20 protein-coding genes are annotated in these 17619 nt (G+C 64.7%); 18 read left to right on the plus strand and 2 right to left on the minus strand.

The window, feature by feature from the left end:
• The first annotated feature begins 30 nt into the window (after positions 1–30).
• The 7 genes from NGM99_RS01860 to NGM99_RS01890 all read left to right on the plus strand — a co-directional run bounded on the left by NGM99_RS01860 (position 31) and on the right by NGM99_RS01890 (position 6206).
• Positions 31–957 (plus strand): histone deacetylase family protein, encoded by a 927-nt coding sequence (locus NGM99_RS01860; protein WP_252815369.1) that lies wholly within the window; start codon positions 31–33, stop codon positions 955–957.
• 3 nt (positions 958–960) lie between these two features.
• A complete protein-coding gene (locus NGM99_RS01865) occupies positions 961–1215 on the plus strand; it encodes an exodeoxyribonuclease VII small subunit (protein ID WP_353937360.1) in 255 nt (84 codons plus the stop codon).
• Positions 1216–1375: 160 nt separating this feature from the next.
• A complete protein-coding gene (gene dxs / locus NGM99_RS01870; RefSeq protein ID WP_252815371.1) occupies positions 1376–3289 on the plus strand; it encodes a 1-deoxy-D-xylulose-5-phosphate synthase in 1914 nt (637 codons plus the stop codon).
• A 13-nt stretch (positions 3290–3302) separates the two neighbouring features.
• Positions 3303–4037 (plus strand): TlyA family RNA methyltransferase, encoded by a 735-nt coding sequence (locus NGM99_RS01875; RefSeq protein ID WP_252815373.1) that lies wholly within the window; start codon positions 3303–3305, stop codon positions 4035–4037.
• Positions 4034–5275, plus strand: coding sequence for a class I SAM-dependent RNA methyltransferase (locus NGM99_RS01880; RefSeq protein WP_252815375.1), 1242 nt, complete (start codon positions 4034–4036; stop codon positions 5273–5275). The genes NGM99_RS01875 and NGM99_RS01880 overlap by 4 nt, the downstream gene beginning before the upstream one ends.
• Before the next feature lie 69 nt (positions 5276–5344).
• Complete coding sequence (locus tag NGM99_RS01885) at positions 5345–5707, plus strand: antitoxin Xre/MbcA/ParS toxin-binding domain-containing protein (protein WP_252815377.1); 363 nt, start codon at positions 5345–5347, stop codon at positions 5705–5707.
• Positions 5673–6206 (plus strand): RES family NAD+ phosphorylase, encoded by a 534-nt coding sequence (locus NGM99_RS01890; protein ID WP_435371375.1) that lies wholly within the window; start codon positions 5673–5675, stop codon positions 6204–6206. The genes NGM99_RS01885 and NGM99_RS01890 overlap by 35 nt, the downstream gene beginning before the upstream one ends.
• Here NGM99_RS01890 and tldD read toward each other — a convergent pair.
• Both tldD and NGM99_RS01900 read right to left on the minus strand, forming a co-directional pair.
• Complete coding sequence (gene tldD / locus NGM99_RS01895) at positions 6203–7615, minus strand: metalloprotease TldD (protein WP_252815381.1); 1413 nt, start codon at positions 7613–7615, stop codon at positions 6203–6205. The genes NGM99_RS01890 and tldD overlap by 4 nt on opposite strands.
• A gap of 73 nt (positions 7616–7688) precedes the next feature.
• Positions 7689–8258, minus strand: a complete 570-nt coding sequence (locus tag NGM99_RS01900) for an invasion associated locus B family protein (protein WP_252815826.1) — start codon at positions 8256–8258, stop codon at positions 7689–7691.
• A 405-nt stretch (positions 8259–8663) separates the two neighbouring features.
• Here NGM99_RS01900 and coxB point away from each other — a divergent pair, with 405 nt between their 5' ends.
• The 11 genes from coxB to rnhA all read left to right on the plus strand — a co-directional run bounded on the left by coxB (position 8664) and on the right by rnhA (position 17539).
• Positions 8664–9539 (plus strand): cytochrome c oxidase subunit II, encoded by an 876-nt coding sequence (coxB, locus tag NGM99_RS01905; protein ID WP_252815383.1) that lies wholly within the window; start codon positions 8664–8666, stop codon positions 9537–9539.
• A 19-nt stretch (positions 9540–9558) separates the two neighbouring features.
• Positions 9559–11217: a cytochrome c oxidase subunit I gene (gene ctaD, locus NGM99_RS01910; RefSeq protein WP_252815385.1), complete on the plus strand. Its 1659-nt coding sequence runs from the start codon at positions 9559–9561 to the stop codon at positions 11215–11217.
• 89 nt (positions 11218–11306) lie between these two features.
• Entirely contained in the window at positions 11307–12242 is a 936-nt protein-coding gene (locus NGM99_RS01915; protein ID WP_252815387.1) for a heme o synthase, read from the plus strand.
• Between the two features lie 4 nt (positions 12243–12246).
• Positions 12247–12402: a cytochrome c oxidase system small membrane protein gene (locus tag NGM99_RS01920; RefSeq protein WP_252815389.1), complete on the plus strand. Its 156-nt coding sequence runs from the start codon at positions 12247–12249 to the stop codon at positions 12400–12402.
• An 11-nt stretch (positions 12403–12413) separates the two neighbouring features.
• Complete coding sequence (locus NGM99_RS01925; protein WP_252815391.1) at positions 12414–13007, plus strand: cytochrome c oxidase assembly protein; 594 nt, start codon at positions 12414–12416, stop codon at positions 13005–13007.
• Between the two features lies 1 nt (position 13008).
• Complete coding sequence (locus NGM99_RS01930; protein ID WP_252815393.1) at positions 13009–13890, plus strand: cytochrome c oxidase subunit 3; 882 nt, start codon at positions 13009–13011, stop codon at positions 13888–13890.
• 2 nt (positions 13891–13892) lie between these two features.
• Complete coding sequence (locus NGM99_RS01935; protein WP_252815395.1) at positions 13893–14297, plus strand: DUF983 domain-containing protein; 405 nt, start codon at positions 13893–13895, stop codon at positions 14295–14297.
• Positions 14294–15049 (plus strand): SURF1 family protein, encoded by a 756-nt coding sequence (locus tag NGM99_RS01940; RefSeq protein ID WP_435371364.1) that lies wholly within the window; start codon positions 14294–14296, stop codon positions 15047–15049. The genes NGM99_RS01935 and NGM99_RS01940 overlap by 4 nt, the downstream gene beginning before the upstream one ends.
• 35 nt (positions 15050–15084) lie before the next feature.
• On the plus strand, positions 15085–16125 hold the full coding sequence (ispH, locus tag NGM99_RS01945; protein ID WP_252815397.1) for a 4-hydroxy-3-methylbut-2-enyl diphosphate reductase: 1041 nt from the start codon (positions 15085–15087) through the stop codon (positions 16123–16125).
• Positions 16125–17087 (plus strand): homoserine kinase, encoded by a 963-nt coding sequence (locus NGM99_RS01950; RefSeq protein WP_252815400.1) that lies wholly within the window; start codon positions 16125–16127, stop codon positions 17085–17087. Before ispH ends, NGM99_RS01950 begins: the two co-directional genes overlap by 1 nt.
• The gene (rnhA, locus tag NGM99_RS01955; RefSeq protein ID WP_252815402.1) at positions 17084–17539 is read left to right on the plus strand and encodes a ribonuclease HI; all 456 of its coding nucleotides are present in this window, start codon (positions 17084–17086) and stop codon (positions 17537–17539) included. The genes NGM99_RS01950 and rnhA overlap by 4 nt, the downstream gene beginning before the upstream one ends.
• Positions 17540–17619: the final 80 nt, after the last annotated feature.

Raw genomic sequence — 17619 nt, forward strand, 5'->3', positions numbered from 1 at the left:
CAGCATCCATGCCGTCTATATGAGCCGCTCATGGTGACGCGCCTCTACACGCACTCGTCCTATCGGGACCACGTCAACCCGCCCGGCCACCCCGAGCGGCCCGACCGCGTGCGGGTGGTCGAAGACGCGCTGTCTGACGACGCATTCGACGATCTCGACCGCCACCACGCGCCGGAAGGCACCGTCGAGCAGGTGACGCTCGCGCACCCGCTCCGCTATGTCGAGGCCATCCGCGATGCCGTGCCCACGAGCGGCATTCACCGCATCGATGGCGATACGACGCTCAGCGCCGGCAGCTGGGATGCCGCGATCCTGGGTGTGGGTGCTGCCTGCGCCGGCGTGGACGACGTCTTCGCGTCCCGCGCTCAAAACGTCTTCATCGCCTCGCGCCCGCCCGGCCACCATGCCGAAAAAGAAACGGCGATGGGCTTCTGCCTCTTCAACAACGCCGCCATCGCCGCGCGCCACGCGCAGAAGGTCCACGGCGCCGAGCGCGTCGCCATCATCGACTGGGACGTGCACCACGGCAACGGCACGCAGGACATCTTCTGGGATGATCCGAGTGTCGTTTACTGCTCGACCCATCAGATGCCGCTTTATCCCGGCACCGGCGCGCTCAGCGAAACAGGAGCAGGCAACATCGTCAACGCGCCGCTCGCGCCCGGCGACGGCGGCAGCGCGTTTCGCGACGCCTTCGCCACTCGCATCCTGCCGGCGCTCGAGAACTTCCGGCCCGATCTTGTGATCGTCTCGGCCGGCTTCGACGCGCATTACCGCGACCCGCTCGGCGGGCTCGAATTCGTCGAGGACGATTTCGACTGGGCCACCGGCAAGCTGCTCGACATTGCCGCGCGCCATTCGGGCGACCGGCTCGTCAGCCTGCTTGAAGGCGGCTATGATCTGGAAGGGCTCGCGCGCTCGGCGGCAGCGCATGTGGCCCGTCTCATGAAAGGTTAGTCTGTGGCGGCTGAACAGCAGAATGCGGATGTGAAGACCATGAGCTTCGAGCAGGCGCTCGAGGCTCTGGAGCGCATCGTGGACGATCTCGAGCGTGGCGACGTGCCGCTCGACGAATCCATCCGCATCTACGAGCGCGGCGAAGCGCTGAAAGCCCACTGCGACCGCCTGCTCAAAAGCGCCGAGGACAAGGTCGAGAAGATCAGGCTGTCGCGCGAAGGCAGGCCGGTCGGCACCGAACCTCTCGATCCGGAGTAGAAATCCCCAGCCAATCCGGCGCATTGAGGACGGGCTGAGCAACCGCGTTCAGCTCTCGGTGACGTGTTTCATCGCCGCCACTGCGCCGCATTTACTTTGCAGTGATCACGCCATATCTCGATCTAAATCCTTTTATCCGACCAACGAGCCCGCGCGACCCTTGAGCGATCATCCGCAAACGCCTCTGCTGGACACGGTCAACGTTCCCGCAGACCTCAAGCGCATTCCCGAAGACAAGCTGCCGCAGCTCGCAAGCGAACTGCGTTCCGAGATGATCGATGCCGTTTCGCGGACAGGTGGGCATCTGGGTGCGGGGCTCGGCGTGGTCGAACTGACCGTTGCGCTCCATTACGTCTTCGACACGCCCGACGACCGCCTGATCTGGGATGTCGGTCACCAGGCCTACCCGCACAAGATCCTGACCGGCCGCCGCGACCGCATCCGCACGCTGCGTCAGGAAGGCGGCCTGTCCGGCTTCACCAAGCGTGCCGAGAGCCCATACGACCCGTTCGGCGCCGCACATTCCTCGACGTCCATCTCGGCTGGCCTCGGCATGGCCGTGGCGCGCGACCTCAAGGGCGCGAAGAACAACGTCATCGCCGTGATCGGCGATGGTGCGATGTCCGCCGGCATGGCCTTCGAGGCGATGAATAATGCGGGCGCCATCGATGCGCGGCTCGTCGTCATCCTCAACGACAACGACATGTCCATCGCCCCGCCCACGGGCGCGATGAGCGCCTATCTGGCGCGTCTCGTTTCGGGCAAGACCTATCGTTCGCTCCGCGAGAACGCCAAGCAGCTCGCCCGCAAGCTTCCGAAGTTTCTGCAGGAGAAGGGCCGCCGCGCCGAAGAATTCGCGCGCGGGTTCTGGACGGGCGGCACGCTCTTCGAGGAACTCGGCTTTTATTATGTCGGCCCGATCGACGGCCACAATCTCGAGCATCTTCTGCCCGTGCTCAAGAACGTGCGCGACAACAGCGAAGGCCCGGTGCTGATCCATGTGGTGACGCAGAAGGGCAAGGGCTATGCGCCGGCCGAAGCCGCCGCCGACAAGTATCACGGCGTCAACAAGTTCGACGTCATAACCGGCACCCAGGCTTCCGCACCCGCCAATGCACCCAGCTACACCAAGGTCTTCGCCGAAAGCCTGGTGCAGGAGGCCGAGCACGACGACCGCATCGTGGCGATCACCGCCGCCATGCCGTCCGGAACGGGTTTGGACATCTTCGGCAAGGCGTTCCCCGAGCGCACCTTCGATGTCGGCATCGCCGAACAGCATGCGGTGACCTTCGCCGCTGGCCTCGCCACCGAAGGCCTGAAACCCTTTTGCGCGATCTATTCGACCTTCCTCCAGCGTGGCTATGACCAGCTCGTCCACGATGTCGCGATCCAGGGCCTGCCCGTGCGCTTCGCCATCGATCGCGCCGGCTATGTCGGCGCCGATGGCCCGACCCACTGCGGTGCCTTCGACACCGCCTATCTCACCTGCCTGCCGGGCATGGTCGTGATGGCCGCCGCCGACGAGGCGGAGCTGCGCCATATGGTTCGCACGGCGGCCGAATATGATGCGGGCCCGATCTCCTTCCGCTATCCGCGCGGCAATGGTGTCGGCGTCGATATGCCCGAGCGCGGCGAAGTGCTGCCCATCGGCAAGGGCCGTGTGCTGCGCGAGGGCAGCAAGATCGCACTCCTCTCCTTCGGCACGCGGCTCGCCGATTGCATGCTGGCCGCCGAGGAACTGGCGGCCGCCGGCCTTTCCACCACGGTCGCCGACGCCCGCTTCGCCAAGCCTCTGGACGAAGAGCTGATCGCGCGCCTCGCTGCCGAGCACGAGGTTCTGGTCACGGTCGAGGAGGGTTCGGTCGGCGGCTTCGGTTCGCAGGTCCTGCACTATCTCTCAGGCGCCGGCCTGCTCGATCACGGCCTCAAGGTCCGCGCGCTGGTGCTGACGGACGCCTATACCGATCAGGCCAAGCCCGAAAAGATGATCGCCGATGCCGGTCTCGATACGGCGGGCATCGTGCGCACGGTCCATGCTGCGCTCGGCACCACCGCTCGCGCCGTGCGCGCCTGAGCTTCGTCATCCGATGCGGCTGGACGAGGCGCTGGTCGCGCGCAAGCTTTTTCCCTCACGCTCCCGCGCCCGGGACGCCGTCTTGCGGGGCACGGTGAGCGTCGGCGGCGCGGTCTGCCGCAAGCCCGCGCAGGACATCGCTGAAGCCGACACGCTTACTGTCGATGATCCGGCCCGCGCCTATGTCTCCCGCGCGGCCCTCAAGCTTATCGCCGGCCTCGACGCGTTCGGCTTCGATCCCGTCGGCTGCCACGCCCTCGACATCGGCGCCTCCACCGGCGGCTTCACGCAAGTGCTGCTCGAACGAAACGCGGCCCATGTCGTCGCGCTCGATGTCGGCCATGGCCAACTGGTTGAAGCCCTGCGCAACGACCGCCGCGTCTCGGTCCTCGAAGGTTTGAACGCACGCGACCTCTCCGAAACCCATCTCGGTTCCCGGCGCCCTGATGCGCTCGTCTCCGATGTTTCTTTCATCTCCCTGACGCTCGCTCTGCCGCCCGCTCTCGCGCTCGCCGCGACCGGCGCATGGGGCGTCTTCCTCGTGAAGCCGCAATTCGAAGCCGGCCGCGAGGCCATCGGCAAAGGCGGCATCCTGCGCGACCCCTCCGCAGGGGAGGGCGTCGCCCAGCGCATCCGCGATTGGCTCGACACCCAGCCCGGCTGGCGCACGACGGGCCTCGTCCCCGCACCGATCGAAGGCGGCGACGGCAATCAGGAATATCTGCTCGGCGGAAGGAAAGACCAATGAGCGAAACCCTTACCATCGAGCGCCTTGCGGCTGGCGGCGATGGCCTCGCCCATCGCGGCGGCAAGCCCGTCCACGTGCCGTTCACGCTGCCCGGTGAGGAGGCCGAGGTGCGCTTCGATGCCGACGGCGCGCATCTGCTTTCGCTTCTGCGCGCCTCACCCCAGCGCGTCGAGCCGCCCTGCCGGCATTTCGGCACCTGCGGCAGCTGCGCGCTCCAGCACATGGAAGACGAAGCCTATCGCGCCTGGAAACGCGAGCGCGTCGTTCATGTCCTCGAAAGTGCCGGCATAGCCGCGGAAGTCGCCCCGCTGATCCCTTGCGCCCCACGCTCCCGCCGTCGCGTGGCGCTTACCGCGCGGCTGGTCGCGGCCGGCGCGCTGCTCGGCTTCAACCGCGTCCGCTCGCACGAGATCGTCGATCTGGAAGAGAACTGGATCGCGCTGCCGCTGATCGTCGATGCGCTTCCCATGCTGCGCCGTTTGGTCGAAACCATCGCCAAGACGCCGAAATCGTTCCGCCTCCTCGTCACTGCCACAGCATCCGGCCTCGATGTTTCAGCCGAAGAGTCCGGCAAATTGAGCGAAAGCGAGCGCCGCGCGGCTTCCGACTTCGCCGTGCGCAACGGCTTGGCGCGCCTTTCGGTGGATGGCGAGATCATCGTCGAGCCGCGCAAGCCTGTGGTCATGATGGGTGAGGCCGCCGTCAATGTTCCGCCCGGCGCCTTCGTTCAGGCTGTTGCCGAGACCGAAGACGCGATGGTTGCGCTCGTGCTCGATCACGTCAAGAAATCGAAGCACGTCGCCGACCTCTTCGCCGGCTGCGGCGCTTTCACCTTCCGCTTGGCTCGGAATGCCCGCGTCCATGCCGTGGAAAGCGACGCGGCTGCCATCGGTGCCCTCGACCGTGCCGCCCGCGCCACGCCTGGCCTCAAGCCCATCACCCCCGAGCGCCGCGATCTCTTTCGCCGCCCGCTGACCGCCAAGGAATTGAACACCTTCGACGCGGTCGTCTTCGACCCGCCGCGCGCCGGTGCAGAGTTTCAGTCCCGCGAGCTCGCGAAATCCACCGTTCCGCGCGTCGCCGCGGTCTCGTGCAACCCCACGACGCTCGCCCGCGATCTCTCGATCCTCGTCGCCGGCGGCTACCGCGTCACCCGCGTCGTTCCCCTCGACCAGTTCCTCTGGTCGAGCCACGTCGAAGCCGTCGCATTGCTGGAAAAGCCGAAGAGCCGGCGCTAGGCTTGAAACGAGCACTTCTTGAGCATAACTTGCCCGACACGCGATCAATCCCTGCTCAAGAGGCGTGCCGTGTCGTTAGCCCTGACAGTTTCCCGTTATGAATCCAGCGACGCTACGCATCTGTCGGCACGGCGCGTCGCCGAGCTTTTGGGCGTCACGCTTTCCGAACTGTCGAGCCTGATCGGCGTCGCTCGTAACACGCTGACTGCAGCGTCCGGCGCGCGCAAGGTCGATGCGGCCTTGAGTCCGGTGGTTCGCATTCTTGCCATGGCAGAGGAGATGGCAGGCGACGAGCGGCGCGCGGCCATCTGGTTCAAGCACCAACCACTGCCCGGCTGGGCCGGCAAATCGGCGCTTGATCTCGTGCGCGATGGTAAGTCCGACAAGGTATTGAATTATCTCGAGGCCGTACGCTCCGGCGTTTATGCCTGACGCAGCCTTGACGCTCTGGCGCGCCTTCGTGCCGCGCTGGGCTCATCTTCCCCTGTCAGGTGAAGGCGCGGCGCGCTTCGGTGGGCGCTGGAACCCTGTCGGCGCCCCGACGATCTACGCAGCCCGCGAGCTTTCCACCGCATGGGCTGAGTACAATCAGGGATTCGTCCAGCACCCAGCATTGATCGCGCAGCTCGAGCTGCGCGGCGCGAAACTCGCCGATCTGACCGATGTCGCTGCGCTCGAACACTTCGGCCTCGACGAGAGCATCCACCACACCGAATGGCGCGCCACCATTGATGCGGATGAGGTACCGCCCACCTATACCCTGCGTGATAAGCTGCTGAACGACGGCTGGGACGGGGTGATCTACCCGTCCTTCATGTCGCGCGGCGGCACATGCGTCGCGCTCTGGCGCTGGAACGAGGCGAACGCCCCCGAACTTTCCGTCATCGACCCCGAGGGCCGCCTGCCGACGACGCCTGCTTCCTGGGTCTAGACTTTCGTCCCGCCCACGGTCATCGCGTCCATCCGCAGATGCGGTTGGCCGACGCCCACCGGCACGCCTTGGCCGGCTTTGCCGCACATGCCGATGCCGGTGTCGAGCTTGGAGTCGTTGCCGATCATCGACACGCGATGCATCGCGTCTGGCCCATTGCCGATCAGCATGGCGCCCTTGATGGGTTGGGTCACCACCCCGTTCTCGATCATATAGGCCTCGGTGCAGCCGAACACGAATTTGCCGCTGGTGATATCCACCTGTCCGCCGCCGAACGACACGGCATAGATGCCGTTCTTGACCGACGCGATGATCTCTTCCGGCGTCTTGTCGCCCGAGGTCATGAACGTGTTGGTCATGCGCGGCATCGGCTGGTGCGCGTAGGATTCGCGACGGCCATTGCCGGTCGCCTTTACGCCCATCAGCCGCGCGTTCTGGCGGTCCTGCATGTAGCCGACCAGCTTGCCATCCTCGATCAGCACGTTGCGTGCCGAAGGCGTGCCCTCGTCGTCCACAGTCAGCGAGCCGCGTCGCTCGTGGATCGTGCCGTCATCGACCACGGTGACGCCCTTGGACGCGACCTGCTGTCCCATCAGCCCGGCGAAGGCCGAGGTCTTCTTGCGGTTGAAGTCGCCTTCGAGCCCATGGCCCACCGCCTCGTGCAGCATCACGCCCGGCCAGCCGGAAGACAGCACGATATCGAACGTGCCGGCCGGTGCCGGTGCCGCCTCGAGATTGACCAGTGCTTGGCGCAAGGCCTCGCGCGCGGCATCCTTCCAGTTCTCTTCGGCCACGAACTCACCGAAGCCCTTGCGCCCGCCCATGCCATAGGAGCCGGTTTCCTGACGGTCGCCGTCACCCACCACGACCGAAACATTGACGCGTACGAGGGGTCGGATGTCGCGCACCGTCGTGCCGTCGCCGCGCATGATCTCCACATGCTGCCAGGAGGCCGCAAGCGAGGCCGTCACCTGCCGCACGCGCGGATCGCTCTCGCGGCAGAATGCATCGATCTCTTCCAAGAGCCGCGCCTTCGCGCCGAAAGACGGCTCGCCGATCGGGTTCTCGTCGCCATAGAGATGCCTGTTCGTGCCCTGCGGGCCGGCCGCCAGCGTGCCGGAATAACCGGCCTTGACGGTCGAGACGGCATCCGAAGCGCGCAAGAGGGCCGCTTCCGACAATTCGCTCGAATGCGCGAAGCCCGTCGCCTCGCCCGCCACCGCGCGCAGGCCGAAGCCCTGATCGGTCGAAAAATTGGCCGTCTTCAACCGGCCATTGTCGAACATCAGCGCTTCGCTCTCGCTGTATTCCAGAAAGAGCTCGCCATCGTCCGAGCCCTTGATCGTGTCTGCCACGATCTGGCGGACCGTCTCTTCCGAGACGTCGAACTGCTCGATAAGTGATTTCATGAAGGGATCCGCCGCGAAGAATTCTGGTGTGCCAGCGATGTAGGGAGCTGGCACCACGACTGCAACGCGTGCCTTACCTCGGCAGCGCGGCGAAGCCTTCCTTGAAGCCGTTCAGCGCGACGGGAATGCCGATGCCTTCCTCGGGCGTCTGGAACACGATGAAGGTGGCCGACTTGCCATTGGAGAAGGTGTCGATCAGCTGCTTCTCGAGGATCACCTCGGCATAGCATCCATCGCCGAAGCAGCGCACGAAATAGGCCCGGCCGATATCCTTGCCGTCCACGTTGAGGCCGAGGCCGTTGGGCAGGAGCACGCCGAGCGGGGCGAGCACGCGCAGGATCTCGGCCTTGTTGTCGGCGGTGCGCAGCACCACCACGGAAAGGCCGACCTCCGGCCGGTCCTCGGCCACCACGTTCTGCATCATCGCGCACTGCTCGGAGGAGGCGCCAGCCGGCGTGTCGCAGATGATCGACCACGCGCCATGCGTCGCGCGTACCTGTCCGGCTTGCGGCTGGCCCTGCGGGGCGGGGGCAGGGGCCGCCGGCGCCGGCTGCTGAGCGCGCGGCTGCTGCGCCGGTGCGGGCTGTTGCGCCAGTGCCGCCCCCACGGAGACCGGGCTCGCGGACACGAGTGCGCCCACCATCGCGAGCTTCAGGAAAAGACGGACCGGACGCATCGGCACTCCAAATTCATCGAGGGCCGACACGGCCCGGAACTTCATCAGTGCCTTCGCGAATCGCCGGAAGGCCCAGGAGGCGCAACATAAGGGGGAGAGCGAAGCGGATGCCAGCGCCTCTGCCGCGCACATGTTATTTTTCGCTTAAATCCGACTGAATTGCGACCGCCGCAGCCTCTGCCTATCGGCTTGTCGCGGCCGGCTGCCATAAAATGGCTGCAAAATGCCGCATCGGCGGCAAAGCTGAATTCTTGCCCTCCATAAAAGAGTATGGTTTGAACCGCGATGAGGGGACGGAGACTGGAGGAGGTCGTCCGTCCTGCTTGCGATTTGACCGGCCCTTGCCGGCCGGGAGCGGAGATTTCGAGCGGAATGCGGAAACTTTCAGCCAAACTGGGCATGGCCTCGCTGTTTGCGAGCCTCGCTCTCGGTTCAGCCTATGCCGCGCAGCCCACGCCTTGGCAGACCACGTTCCAGCCGGCCGCGACGCCGATCATGGAGCAGATCACGTGGTTCGAGAAATACACGCTGTGGTTCATCATCCCGGTGACACTTCTCGTTCTCGTTCTGCTCGCTTACTGCATCTTCCGCTTCCGTGAGAGCGCGAACCCCATTCCTTCGCGCACCAGCCACAACACGGCCATCGAAGTGATCTGGACCGTCGGGCCGGTGGTGATCCTGCTCTTCCTCGCGGTGCCGTCCTTCCAGCTTCTCACCGCGCAGTACACGCCGCCGAACGAGCCCACCATGACGCTGAAGGCCACCGGCAACCAGTGGAACTGGGACTACGAATATCAGGTCGGCGATGCGCCGCTTTCCTTCAACTCCGCCCCGCTTCTGCAGGATGCAGACCGCCAGGCACTGGGCAAGCAGGATCTTGGCGCCTATCCGCGCCTTTTGGCCGTGGATAACGAGATCGTCGTGCCGGTGAACACCACCGTGCGCCTGCTCGTTACCGCCAGCGACGTGATCCACGCCTTCGCTATGCCGGCCTTCGGCGTAAAGGTCGATGCCGTGCCGGGCCGCGTCAACGAGACCTGGTTCTCGGCTGAAAAGGAAGGCCTCTATTACGGCCAGTGCTCCGAGCTTTGCGGCAAGGACCATGCCTATATGCCGATCGCCATCCGCGTGGTGACGCAACCCCAATATGACACGTGGCTCGCCGCCGCGAAGACCGATCTGCCCGGCGCGAACCGCGCTCTGATGGCGCAGACCGACACCGGCAACAAGCTGGCCGCGGCCGAGTAAGGATCAAAGGTCGACCCCAATGGCAGACGCAGTCATCCACTCCCACGACGACCACGGCCACAAGCCGCTGGGCTTCTTCACGCGCTGGTTCCTGTCCACCAACCACAAGGACATCGGCACCCTCTATCTGATCTTCGCCATCATGGCGGGCATTGTCGGCGGCTTCCTGTCGGTGATGATGCGCTGGGAGCTTCAGGAACCCGGCATCCAGATTTTCCATGGCCTTGCCTCCATGGTCTATGGCGTAGAGGGCGATGCGGCGATCGACGCCGGCAAGTCGATGTACAACGCCTTCACGACCGCTCACGGTCTGATCATGATCTTCTTCATGGTCATGCCCGCCCTGATCGGCGGGTTCGCCAACTGGATGGTGCCGATCATGATCGGTGCGCCGGACATGGCGTTTCCGCGCATGAACAACATCTCCTTCTGGCTGCTCCCGCCCGCCTTCCTGCTGCTCATCCTGTCGGCCTTCATGCCGTCAGCTCCGGGCGCGCATGGCGTGGGCGGCGGCTGGACGATCTACCCGCCGCTTTCGACGTCCGGCCAGCCGGGCCCTGCGATGGATCTCGCGATCCTGTCGCTGCACGTGGCGGGTGCCTCGTCGATCCTGGGCGCCATCAACTTCATCACCACCATCTTCAACATGCGCGCACCGGGCATGACGCTGCACAAGATGCCGCTCTTCGCCTGGTCGGTGCTGATCACCGCTTTCCTTCTGCTGCTCTCGCTGCCCGTTCTGGCCGGCGGCATCACCATGCTACTCACCGACCGCAATTTCGGCACGACCTTCTTCGCACCCGAAGGCGGCGGCGATCCGATCCTGTTCCAGCATCTGTTCTGGTTCTTCGGTCACCCGGAAGTCTACATCCTGATCCTGCCGGGCTTCGGCATCGTCAGCCACATCGTCTCGACCTTCTCGCGCAAGCCCATCTTCGGCTATCTCGGCATGGCCTATGCCATGGTCGCCATCGGCGTGGTCGGCTTCGTGGTCTGGGCGCACCACATGTACACGACCGGCCTCTCGCTCAACACGCAGCGCTACTTCGTGTTCGCCACCATGGTTATCGCGGTGCCGACGGGCGTGAAGATCTTCTCCTGGATCGCCACAATGTGGGGCGGTTCGATCTCGATGAAGACGCCGATGCTGTGGGCGATCGGGTTCATCTTCCTGTTCACCGTGGGCGGCGTCACCGGCGTGCAGCTGGCCAATGCCGGCCTCGACCGCTCCTTCCACGACACTTATTACGTGGTCGCGCACTTCCACTACGTGCTGTCGCTCGGTGCCGTCTTCGCGATCTTCGCGGGCTGGTACTACTGGTTCCCGAAGATGACCGGCTACATGTATTCGCCGCTAATCGCGCGCATCCACTTCTGGCTGATGTTCATCGGCGTGAACCTCGTGTTCTTCCCGCAGCACTTCCTCGGCCTCGCCGGCATGCCGCGCCGCTACATCGACTATCCGGACGCATTCCATGGCTGGAACATGGTGTCGTCCTACGGCTCCTACCTTTCGGCCATCTCGGTGCTGATCTTCCTGTTCGGCGTGTTCGAGGCCTTCGCCAAGAAGCGCATCGCGGGTGCCAATCCGTGGGGTGAGGGTGCGACGACGCTGGAATGGCAGTTGTCCTCGCCGCCGCCCTTCCACCAGTGGGAAGAGCTGCCGCGCATTCGCTGAGGCGCGGACAATTTGGACAATATGCGACGCCGCCCGTTTTCCCTAAAGGGCGGCCTTGCAAGCTTGAAGTAACAGGGCAGGCATCGCTCATGGCGCTTATCGACAACAGGATGGAAGACAGCCTGCCTCGCCTTTCCGAGGCGACGGCCGGTGACTTCTTTGCCCTGATGAAGCCGCGCGTGATGTCGCTCGTGGTGTTCACCGCTTTTGTCGGCTTCGCCGCTGCCCCCGGCTCGCACAACCCTGTGCTGGGCATGATTGCGATCCTCGCCATCGCGGTTGGCGCGGGCGCGTCCGGTGCACTCAACATGTGGTACGATGCCGATATCGACCGCGTAATGACCCGCACCGCTTCCCGGCCTTTGCCGTCCGGCCGCATCCTGCCCGGCGAGGCGCTCGGCTTCGGCATCGTGATGTCGGCCTTTTCCGTTTTTACGCTCGGCCTGCTGGTCAACTGGCTCGCCGGCGCGCTGCTCGCCTTCACGATCTTCTTCTATGCCGTGATCTATACGATGTGGCTCAAGCGCTCGACGCCGCAGAACATCGTGATCGGCGGTGCCGCCGGTGCCTTCCCGCCCATGATCGGCTGGGCCGCAGCCACCAATTCAATCGGCTGGGAAAGCGTGATCCTGTTCATGATCACCTTCCTCTGGACGCCGCCGCATTTCTGGGCGCTCGCGCTCTTCAAGGCCGGCGAATACGGCAAGGCCGGCATTCCGATGATGCCGAACGTGCGTGGTCTTGCGTCCACCCGCCGCCAGATCTTCGCCTATTCGCTTCTTCTCGCGCCCATCGGCATGCTGCCCTGGCTGATGGACTACCGCTCGGTCGTGTATGGCGCAGGCGCGACGGCATTGGGCGCAGGCTTCGTCTGGTATGCCTGGACGGTGCTGCGCATGACGGATGAAGACCAGGCGATGAAGCCCGCCAAGGCGCTGTTCGGCTTCTCGCTCATCTACCTCTTTGCGATCTTCGCGCTCTATCTCGTTGATATCGCGCTGATGCATGCTGGCATCGTTGGTTAAGGCGATGGACGAAGAGCGCATCGTGCTTTCCGAGCGCCAGAAAAAGGCGCAGCGCTCGCGCTCGATCGCCATCGGGCTGGCGCTCGCGGCTTTCGTCGTGCTCGTTTATTTCGGCAGTGTGCTGAAATTCGGCGCGGCCCTTTTCAACCGGCCGATCTGAGGAGAGGCGCGATGGCAGAAGGGAACGCGAAGAAGAGCAATGCCAACCGGACGGTCGCACTGTCCTGCGTGGCGTTCTTCGGCGCCATGGTCGGCGCGGCTTACGCTGCTGTGCCCCTCTACTCGCTGTTCTGTCAGGTCACTGGCTATGGCGGCACGACGCAGCGTGTCGAACAGGCCTCGGATGTCATCCTCGACCAGCCCATCACCGTGCGCTTCGACGCCAACACCAACAATCTGCCCTGGGATTTCGAGCCCGTTCAGCGCTCGATGACCATGAAGATCGGCGAAACGGTGCAGGCCCACTACAAGGCGACCAACGGAACGGGCAGGACGCTGCGCGGCACGGCGAGCTTCAACGTCGTGCCTGAACTCGCCGGCGCCTACTTCTCCAAGCTCGAATGCTTCTGCTTCACCGACACCACGCTCAAGCCCGGTGAAACCCTGGACATGCCCGTCGTGTTCTATGTCGACCCGGACATCGTGAACGCGCCCGAGCTCAAGAACATTCAAACGATCACGCTTTCATACACGTTCTTCCCGACGGAGGGGAAACCGGCTTCTACCGCGCAGGCGCCGGCACCTAAGGGAAACATCGGAGGTTGACATGGCAGACGCGCACGCCAAGCATCACGACTATCATCTCGTCAATCCCAGCCCCTGGCCGCTGCTTGCCTCGGTCGGCGCCTTCGTCATGGCGCTCGGCGGCGTGGCGTGGATGCAGTATCTGAAGGGCGGCTCGCTTCCCTTCTTCGGGCTCAACCTCGCCAATCCCTGGCTGTTCTTCATCGGCCTCGTCATCGTGCTCTACACCATGTTCGGCTGGTGGTCGGACACGATCAAGGAAGGCCGCGAAGGCTATCACACGCCGGTCGTGAGCCTGCATCTGCGCTACGGCATGATCATGTTCATCGCCTCCGAAGTGATGTTCTTCGTGGCGTGGTTCTGGGCCTATTTCGATGCGAGCCTGTTTCCGGCCGAAGTGCATCAGGTGGTGCGCACCGAATATACCGGCGGCGTCTGGCCCCCGAAGAGCATCGAGGTCCTCGATCCCTTCCACCTGCCGCTCTACAACACGATCATCCTGCTCTTGTCGGGCACAACCGTCACCTGGGCGCACCACGCGCTTCTCCATGACGACCGCAAGGGCCTGATCTCGGGCCTCGTGCTGACGGTGGGCCTCGGCGTGCTGTTCTCCTTCGTGCAGGCCTACGAGTACATGCACGCGCCTTTCGCGTTCAAGGACTCGATCTACGGCGCGACCTTCTTCATGGCGACCGGTTTTCACGGCTTCCACGTCTTCGTGGGCACCATCTTCCTGCTCGTCTGCCTCGTTCGCGCGATGCGCGGTGGCATGAGCAAGGAAAAGCATTTCGGCTTTGAGGCTGCTGCCTGGTACTGGCACTTCGTGGACGTGGTGTGGCTCTTCCTCTTCGCCTCGATCTATATCTGGGGCTCCGTCGGCGCGACCATCGCCGAGGGCCACTAACCGTGAGCGAACCGGGCGGCGGCGTGAAAGCCGATGCCGCCTATCCGCCCGTCGAACCGATTTCGGCAGGCCTGCGCGGGCGCTGTCCGCGCTGTGGCAAGGGCCGGCTCTTCGCCGGCTTTTTGCGTCTGGACAAACAGTGCGAGCGTTGCGGCCTCGACTACTCTTTCGCCGATTCCGGCGATGGCCCGGCCGTCTTCGCCATGCTCGTCGTCGGTTTCATCGTGGTGGGCCTGGCACTCTGGGCAGAGGTGAACTACGCGCCCCCGCTCTGGCTGCATTTCGTGCTCTGGGTGCCGCTCGCCGCCATTCTCTGTCTCGGCTCCCTGCGCTTGATGAAGGGTGTGCTCGTCACGCTCCAATACAGCAACAGCGCCGCCGAAGGCCGCTGGGACAGGCCTGAGTGAGCACCACGGAGCTGACCGGAGCGGAGGCACGGCACCCGCGTCGCTGGCTCGTGCTCCTCGTGTCCACCCTTGCCTTCGCGATCCTCGTCGCGCTGGGCACGTGGCAGGTCGAGCGATTGCAGTGGAAGGAGGCGCTGCTCGCGTCGATCGCCGAACGCACCGCCGCCGCGCCTCAGCCGCTCGCCGCCATCGAAGCACGCTTCCGCGACACCGGCGATGTCGAATATTGGCCGGTTTCCGTGACCGGCACCTTCGACCACACCAGGGAGCGCCACTTCTTCGCGACGTGGCAGGGTCAGACCGGCTATTACGTCTACACGCCGCTGATGCTCGAGGATGGCCGGGCCGTTTTCGTCAATCGCGGCTTCGTGCCGTTCGAGCTCAAGGAAAGCGCGAAGCGTCAGCAGGGGTTGATTCCCGGCCGTGTCACGATCACGGGCCTCGCGCGCAATCCGCTGGCGGAAAAGCCGTCATCGCTCGTGCCCGACAACGATCTGGCCAAGAACATCTTCTACTGGAAGGACCGGGACCGCATGGTGGAAAGTGCGGGCTTGCCGACCGGCGATCGCCTCGTGCCTTTCTTTATCGACGCCGGTCCCGGAGCTGCGCCCGGCGGCTGGCCGGTGGGCGGCGTCACCATCGTCGATCTGCCCAACAACCACCTGCAATATGCCGTCACATGGTATGGCCTTGCCGCCGCATTGCTGGGCGTTGTGGTCGTCTGGTTGCTTCGCGCGCGTCGCGCACCTTGACAGGGCAGGGGCCGGACCCTCATTTCCGGGCCGACATGACAGTGCTCTCCCTTATCGCCGACGCGATCCTGCCCGAGGCCGCCAAGCCGCCGCTCACACTGCGCCTGTGCGAGCCGCGCGGCTTCTGCGCGGGCGTCGATCGCGCCATCCAGATCGTCGTGCTCGCGCTGAAAAAGCACGGCGCGCCCGTCTATGTGCGCCACGAGATCGTGCACAACCGCTTCGTGGTGGAAGGCCTGCGCCAGCAGGGCGCGGTCTTCATCGAGGAACTGCACGAAATCCCCGACGAGCACCGCGACCGCCCCGTCGTCTTTTCCGCCCATGGCGTGCCGAAATCGGTGCCCGAGGATGCCGAAGCGCGCAACCTGTTCTTCCTGGACGCGACCTGCCCCTTGGTGTCCAAGGTTCACAAGCAGGCCATGCGCCACGAGCGCCTGGGCCGCCACGTGCTTCTGATCGGCCACAAGGGCCATCCTGAAGTCATCGGCACCATGGGGCAGCTGCCGCCCGGCGCCGTCTCGTTGATCGAGACCGAAGAGGATGTTGCAGCCCTCGATGCCGGCACCGGCGAGAATCTCGGCTTCGTCACCCAGACCACGCTCTCGGTCGATGACACCGCCGGCATCGTCGCAGCCCTTCAGGCGCGTTTTCCGCTCATCCAGGCGCCCTCAAGCGACTCGATCTGCTACGCCACCACCAACCGGCAGGATGCGGTCAAGGAAACGGCGCCGGGCACCGATCTCTTCCTCACCGTAGGCGCACCCAACTCCTCGAATTCCAAACGTTTGGTGGAAGTCGCGAGCCGGGCAGGCGCCAGGCAATCGCTTCTCGTCCAGCGTGCCGCAGAGATTCCGTGGGACGACCTCGGGGAACTGCGGACAGTCGGTCTTTCTGCCGGTGCCTCCGCGCCTGAAGTCGTGGTCGACGAGATCGTGCAGGCCTTTCGCGACCGCTACGATGTCACGCTCGACCTTGCGGTTATCCGCGTCGAGACCGAGAATTTCCCGGTGCTGCGTGCGCTTCGCGACGTGCCGCTCGAAAAGGCCGATATGGCATTCGTCAACGGTGATGCCTGATGGCCGTTTATACCGATGTGGGCGAGGGTGAGCTCGCCGCATTCCTCGACGCCTATGAGATCGGCGGCCTGCTCTCTTACAAAGGCATCGCTGAAGGCACCGAGAACTCGAACTTCCTGCTTCACACGGAAGGCGGCTCCTTCATCCTGACGCTCTACGAGAAGCGCGTCGAAACGAGCGATCTGCCTTTCTTTCTTGGCTTGATGGAGCATCTGGCCGCGCGCGGCATCGCCTGCCCGCAACCGGTGCGCCGCCGCGATGGCGCGATGACCGGCCCGCTCGCCGGGCGCACGGCGGCCCTCGTCACCTTCCTCGAAGGCATCTGGATGCGCCGCCCGAACGTCGCGCATTGCCGCGAAGTGGGTGTCGCACTCGCCTCCCTTCACCTTGCCGGCGCCGACTTCGCCGGCCACCGCCCCAACGCGCTCGCCGTGCCCGGCTGGCAGACGCTGTGGGAGAACTCGCGCGAGCGCGCCGATGAGGTCGAGCCGGGCCTGGGCGCGGAAGTCGAAAGCGATTTCGCGGCCGTTGCCGCGCACTGGCCGAAAGAGCTGCCCGGCGGCGTCATCCATGCCGACCTCTTTCCCGACAACGTCTTCTTTCTCGGCGAGAAGTTGTCGGGCCTGATCGATTTCTATTTCGCGTGCAACGATTTCTACGCCTACGACCTTGCCACCTGCCTGAACGCTTGGTGCTTCGAAAAGGACTTTTCCTTCAACATCACCAAGGGCGCGGCCCTGCTTGCCGGCTACCAGTCGGTACGCCCGCTCTCGACGGCAGAAGCGCAGGCGCTGCCGATCCTCGCGCGCGGCTCGGCGCTGCGCTTCATGCTCACGCGGCTTTACGACTGGCTGACGATCCCCGACGGGCCACTCGTCAAGAAGCGCGATCCGATGGAATATGTGCGCCGCCTGCGCTTCCATCGGCAGGTCTCCACGCCGGCGGATTACGGATTGCAGTGAAACAGATCGATGTCTTCACCGATGGCGCCTGTTCAGGCAATCCCGGCCCGGGCGGCTGGGGCGCCATCCTGCGCTGGAACGGCAAGGAAAAGGAAATGTCGGGCGGCGAGGCCCAGACCACCAACAACCGCATGGAACTTCTCGCCGCCATCAACGCGCTTCAGGCGCTGAAAGAGCCGTGTACCGTCGATCTCTACACCGACAGCAACTATGTTCGCGACGGCATCGGCAAATGGATTTTCGGCTGGAAGAAGAACGGCTGGAGGACCGCCGACAAGAAGCCGGTCAAGAATGCCGAACTCTGGCAGGCGCTCGACGAACAGCGCATGCGCCACAAAGTGACGTGGCACTGGGTCAAGGGCCATGCCGGGCACCCCGAGAACGAGCGGGCAGATGAGCTGGCGCGGGCGGGCATGGCGCCGTTCAAGAAGAAGGGCGTGGCGGCGGCCTAGGGGCTGCTTCTCAGAACGCTGTTGTCAGAACGCTGTTGCGGAAGGGGTGAAGCAATGGCCGCGTCGCCCCCACCTGTATC

It is taken from the genome of Mesorhizobium liriopis, from assembly GCF_024053505.1.
Taxonomy (GTDB): Bacteria; Pseudomonadota; Alphaproteobacteria; order Rhizobiales; family Rhizobiaceae; genus Mesorhizobium_B; species Mesorhizobium_B liriopis.